Source organism: uncultured Microbulbifer sp., assembly GCF_947498635.1.
Classification (GTDB): domain Bacteria; phylum Pseudomonadota; class Gammaproteobacteria; order Pseudomonadales; family Cellvibrionaceae; genus Microbulbifer; species Microbulbifer echini.
Window position 1 is genome coordinate 1 of the sequence record NZ_CANMKV010000076.1, and the last position, 5466, is coordinate 5466.

The window sequence follows — 5466 nt, forward strand, 5'->3', positions numbered from 1 at the left end:
TTCCTGTGCGGAAGCGGGTAATTTTCTTGCATCAATAATATCCATTTGGATATTATATAGAACTATAGGATCGCCGGATTAATAACAGCCAAGAACAAACAGCCTACCCTGCAGTCTATTTACTGGATGGAGATTCCCTCTTCCCAATACTCGCCGCCAGCCACCTTTTTTTGGGTTATGACGATTTCACTCCCGAGGCGATTATTGTTGGCATTGCCTATGGCTCTTTCGATCCAGGCATCAATAAACGCAGCTATGATTTCTCCATGCCCGCGGCCGACAATACGCCAACTCGGGGAGGTGCCGATACATTTCTCAACTTTCTAGAGCAGGAATTAATACCGAGTGTAGAAAATCGCTATTTTGCCGCCCCCAATCAGAGAGTCCTCTTCGGACAGGGCCGGGGTGGGCACTTTGTGCCCTATACCGCATATACCAGGCCAAATTTATTTAGAGGCCTAATTGCCAGTAATCCCACTTTATTACCGCAAAAGGACTTTTTTTCCAAAAACGCCAAAGCGCCGTCAGAGATAAAGCTACTCTAGTCGTCACTAACGGCGAAAACGACACTCCCAGGTTACGCGCGGATGCTATTGCCTGGAAGAATTACTGGGAGTCACAGGAAAGCACCCCGCGGGAAATTGCCTTTAAAACGATTCCTGGAGGAACCCACGCGGCAAATAGCACTGATAGTTATCGCTTTGGTATGAATACAATATTTAAGGATGAAATTTCCCAGTTACGCCAACTGGCCGCAGAAAAAAGGGCGACCCAGCATTAAAAGCCATACAAAAAAGCCCGCTTATTAAAAGCGGGCTTGGTCCTGTGAGGGACAGGAAAATATGGCTACTCCCCAATGTGCCCAAGTGGACACTGAAATAGCGCTACAAATTACTCTGTACAGGCTGCAATACGGCCAGCGCTATTTTTACCTATACCGCAATTCAGGCCATTGGGAATACCCTCGTAATCTGGAGATAGAATACCACCATTACGCTGAGCATCATGGTCCGTATAGAGGCTCGCAAAGTTGTAAGAACGCGCTGTTCCTTTATGATCGTTGTCACAAGAAAAAATCGCACTACCATAGGCAATTCCGAGGAGGGTTTTATACTCCTTCAGGTTAGAGTAAAGATTACGCTTGGCTGAACCTGCGCAGTTCATCTGTGAAGCCAAATTGATATAACCATCATCTTCACCACCCAGCAGTATGGAGCTTGCCGTTGCGATTCCGGGGAAGCCTGCATAACCACCAATGGTATAAACCGGTGCCGCTAGGTTTGTGCCAACATAATTACGTACAGTATAAACATCGTTTGTCTGGAGGTAACGTACTGCAGAACACTCACGACCGATAAACAGGTCATTCACCGCACTTTCGATCCAGCTACCATTACACAGGCGATCAACAAACTCTGTGCCAGTAATGGCTCCACCGGTGGTGAAGATCGCAGCAATGCCACTGATCGCACGCTCAAAGTCCACCTCAACAGCATAACGATCATCTAATCCAGCTACGTTATGTGTCTTGGTTTCAGTCTTACATCTTTTCCAGAACCAGCGACCAGTACAAACCTTAGAGCTTTCTGTCACCTTGTTACTATCGAACTGATTGTATGCTCGATTGTAGTAAGGGGAACCAGGCACCGCATTACCGGCCAGGTACATCATCTGTGAGGCACCCTGACTATGCGCGATTACCCAAAAGGTATCATCAGCTTCACACTGATTATCGTGCTGATAGCCATCACCCTTGCCACTGCGAATTTCAATCATCTGCCTGGCAATTTCACCCGCTGTGCCATCGTGCCAGTAAGGCATTTCCCCCTCATCGGTAGAGTCGTAACCCACTACCCCGTAGTTACCGCCATTCATTCGCAACTGATCAATGAAGTTACTATTACTATACTTATCAAAAAACGCTTCGCTCCAATAATCGAGCGCCGGTTGCTCCAGGTGTCCCTGAGCGTTGGTGCGTTGCTTGATATGCCCTTCCGTACCATGGCCGTGAACCAGTATGTAACAGTTATCCGCCGCAGCCGATACGGAAGCAAGCAGGCCAGCCAGTGCAAGAGAAAGACTCACACCTAATCGTTTACAAAGAGTCATTGTTGTTTCCTTATATTTATTTCCTGGCTCTAAGTCACACTTCCCAACATTTATTTTTATTAGCCAGGGTCATTTTTCGACAGGCAAACTTATCTGGGGATGCCCCGTGGTTATAGGACTTAGGGCGCCAAAGGAGAACCTGAAGCGACAGGCTTGCAGACCAGCCAGTCATATTTTTTCTTTTCAATTAACTTAGCGCGCTGGCTCTCAATAAGAGTCAACTCGGGCAAGCTTGAGCGGATAATTCCGCAAGGGAAATCTCTTCTTTTAAAGAGCAATAGTCACTGAAGAATCAAATACAAATGCGCTCAAATAGTAAACAGATTTTCTTTCCATGCTCACAGCATTGTGCCACTCCAAAGAGGGGGAGGAGCTTAAGGAGATACAACGGATCAGTACCCTTCCAGCATATTATGAGCAATCAAGCTGTATTGATTTCCCTTACCGATTATTTGACCCAGCCACCCTATAGAAATTAAGTAATCTTTAAAAAAGATAAAACCACACCCTTACCTTTATGGCAGACTTGCGCTGAGTCCAGCAAGACTCACCAACAATCTGGCTTGCTATGCCTCTAACAACCTTAAGGCCGTCATGGAAACTCCGGAAAAAGATATCGAAGATCGTTTAAAAGTATGGGATGCCATGCAAATGCTCTACATGGATACGGATCCAGACTATGAGATCAATTACATCGCAAAAGTCTGCACATGCTCCAAGTATACGATACAAGATTTGAAATCTATTTTATTCCAGGAAGTTCTTCCAGCTTGTCGCTTTAACTTAATAATGCAACCAGCTCCAGAATGGGCAGGCTTTGAAATTAACTGGCTAAAAAAAAGAGTACTTAGCAAGCACCGTTTCGGGAAAAGGAGGCCAATACTTTTGAGAAAATATACCTCAGACCTTTGGGAGAAAATTGAAAGAAACATTCTTCAGCAAAGAGAAAATAGTAAACAAGGGCCTAAATGACGGGCTCATCAAGCTTTAATATTTTTAAGTATTATCATAACGTTCAAGCCCGAACATTGCACCTGAGCAAAAAGGACCCAACACAAAAGCTGAGCCCATCATAAAAAGACCTTTAATCTGACTATCTATTTAGCGCTGTTGGAATGGTAGATCATCGCCTGCCACACATTTTGCTGGCCACCGCCATAATTCTCATGGGTAGGATTCTTAATATAGCTCCAGGCCACCTTACCATTACCGAGATACATCGGCTCATCCAAACCGCCCCACCCATGACTGGGTAACTGCACAGGACCTTCAAGGATATTTAGGTCCGCGTCAATTTCCATCACATAAAAAGCTTTTGGAACTAGGAGACGCATAGCCCCACGGTTGCTATATATTCGGTCAAATTTCAGGTTATCCGAAATACATTGAAACTTAGCATAACCAAATAGGTAACGGCCATTTTTCAAGTCAACTAATTGTGGGTCGCTGACCTGGCAATCGTTATCCTCTACCAGCCATCTAAATCCCTGCCCGTTAATACTGCCATTACCATTGACCTTGGCAATACCGATTCGGGTCAGAGAGGAAGAGTCCAAGGCATCGCCGGAATAAAGATCTTGGCGCTCTATCGAAGGAAACTGAGCATTTTCTGGATGCCAACGGTTGTAAGACATGTAGGAAAGAAAGCAATTATACTCGTCATAACCTGAACAATCTTTATCAAAAGGTCCCTCTCCATTATTAGTGTCTACACCCACCTCATCCTGCAGGAACCGCTCCATATCGGTATCTTTAATAAATTTGGGGGAGACAATTACTGACAAATTAGTATCGGCATCCAGAGGGACGACCGTATGCCCTCCACCGTTAGAGACCATCGCGGAGGTTGAGGGTACAAAGTGATTGAAATAACCTTCGCTTATGGAGCCTGAGGTTTCCATTTTGATTGCAATAGTTCCGAGCTGGCCATGAGTATTACCAATCCAGTCATTCCAATCACTAGTACAAAGAGCCCCATACATCTCATTATATGGGTTATAAAAAGAGCGAATATTGACTACATGTCCATCGCCACAGGCCCAATCCCAGCCACGATTATCCGACCCACTCATATTTAATGACCAGTCATTTCTATTAATGATAGTTAAGCCGGCAGAATAGTGAGAGCCGCCGCCATTATCAAATACTCGGGCAGAGACAGAAAAAGCATAACTAGCTCGCCCCTGGCTATCAGTATCTACATAGATTAATTCCTGCGCGCCTAAATGGGTCCCGCCGTGCATTTTGTTAACAACATAAGTATCAGGTGTTTCACTCAGGGGTTCACTATCCCATTCCATCAACCATATTTGATCATTATATTTTTTTTCTTTATCGGTACCTTCAACTTTCTCTAAATTATCTTCCATTTGCATATAAGTGGTGCCATATTCTTCCACCAGGTCACCCTGAATAGCATAGTTCTCATGTGCTCGGTATTCTGTATTACACAATACTGCAACGCGAGAACAGTCCTTACTGGCTGCTATACCATGGGATTCATAGCACTGCTTTAATAGGCTTGCGTTTCCAGTCTGGTCAAAGCTAGAGGTTTCGGGATTATACTTCAGTTCGTAGACAGAACCGTAAGTAGCACCATCTACACTGGCATCCCCAGCGAGTGTTGTGGAAACAAACATACGTGGTGTTTCTGTATCCGTCGCGCAAGTGGCCACATAACTGCGCATGGGGATATCAATATCCCCTTCATTCGACTCACCATCCGTGCGAGCGATATAGTGTGCCATCTGATAAACTTCCTTTGCATTACTCATTGCGTCTGGCAAGGTAATATCCACAGAAGTCAGTGTGGCGAACCCTAATTCTGTGGATTCAACATCGCCCACTATCACGGAAGAGCCCACATTACCTGATCCTCCTTGATTCGAATCATCTTGACCAGTATCCCCACCTGAAGATGAACCGCCCCCGCCGCTGCAAGAAGCCAAAATCACGGTTATTGAAAGTGCCAAGAGCTTTTTATTGAAGATGATTCTCATGAAACCTGCTCGTTCAGTAAGTCGCTGAAAAATTGTTATCGTTTTACGCTTGAGTCAGGATTCCCTAGCTCAGAGCAGCCGCGACCATATCTGCCGTGCAATCGATTGTCTGTGATCTGAGTATTAGGGGAAATGCATACTGGATCATAAATCACCAAAGTTAGGAGCGGCTCAAATGCGCAAACCCCCATAAAAAAGCAAAAATAACCAACCAGCCGGTAATGAACGAAAGAATCATCCAGTGGAGTTCTACTTTTTATAGAAATGTACTAATTGAACAATCCCTAGATTGCCAACATAAGTGACACACGTTTACCCACCAAAAATTCCAGTGGGCTCAAGTAATTTAACACCTTCC

4 protein-coding genes are annotated in these 5466 nt (G+C 44.9%); 2 read left to right on the forward strand and 2 right to left on the reverse strand.

Annotation, left to right across the window (positions count from 1 at the left end; translation table 11 throughout):
• The first annotated feature begins 146 nt into the window (after positions 1-146).
• Complete coding sequence (locus Q1A69_RS19625; protein WP_299589479.1) at positions 147-545, forward strand: alpha/beta hydrolase-fold protein; 399 nt, start codon at positions 147-149, stop codon at positions 543-545.
• A 346-nt stretch (positions 546-891) separates the two neighbouring features.
• On the opposite strand, the gene Q1A69_RS19630 is transcribed toward Q1A69_RS19625, so the two are convergent.
• A complete protein-coding gene (locus tag Q1A69_RS19630) occupies positions 892-2109 on the reverse strand; it encodes a hypothetical protein (protein WP_299589472.1) in 1218 nt (405 codons plus the stop codon).
• Between the two features lie 594 nt (positions 2110-2703).
• Between Q1A69_RS19630 and Q1A69_RS19635 the strand changes: the two genes are divergently transcribed.
• The gene (locus Q1A69_RS19635) at positions 2704-3081 is read left to right on the forward strand and encodes a hypothetical protein (RefSeq protein ID WP_299589475.1); all 378 of its coding nucleotides are present in this window, start codon (positions 2704-2706) and stop codon (positions 3079-3081) included.
• Between the two features lie 125 nt (positions 3082-3206).
• Here the strand turns inward: Q1A69_RS19635 and Q1A69_RS19640 are convergent, their stop codons facing one another.
• Positions 3207-5108: a hypothetical protein gene (locus tag Q1A69_RS19640; protein WP_299589476.1), complete on the reverse strand. Its 1902-nt coding sequence runs from the start codon at positions 5106-5108 to the stop codon at positions 3207-3209.
• Between the last annotated feature and the right edge of the window lie 358 nt (positions 5109-5466).

What these genes read in the sequence shown, in the direction of transcription:
- Q1A69_RS19630 (WP_299589472.1), bottom strand. Translation starts at nt 2,109, where the DNA reads ATGACTCTTTGTAAACGATTAGGTGTGAGTCTTTCTCTTGCACTGGCT.
- Q1A69_RS19635 (WP_299589475.1), top strand. Translation starts at nt 2,704, where the DNA reads ATGGAAACTCCGGAAAAAGATATCGAAGATCGTTTAAAAGTATGGGAT.
- Q1A69_RS19640 (WP_299589476.1), bottom strand. Translation starts at nt 5,108, where the DNA reads ATGAGAATCATCTTCAATAAAAAGCTCTTGGCACTTTCAATAACCGTG.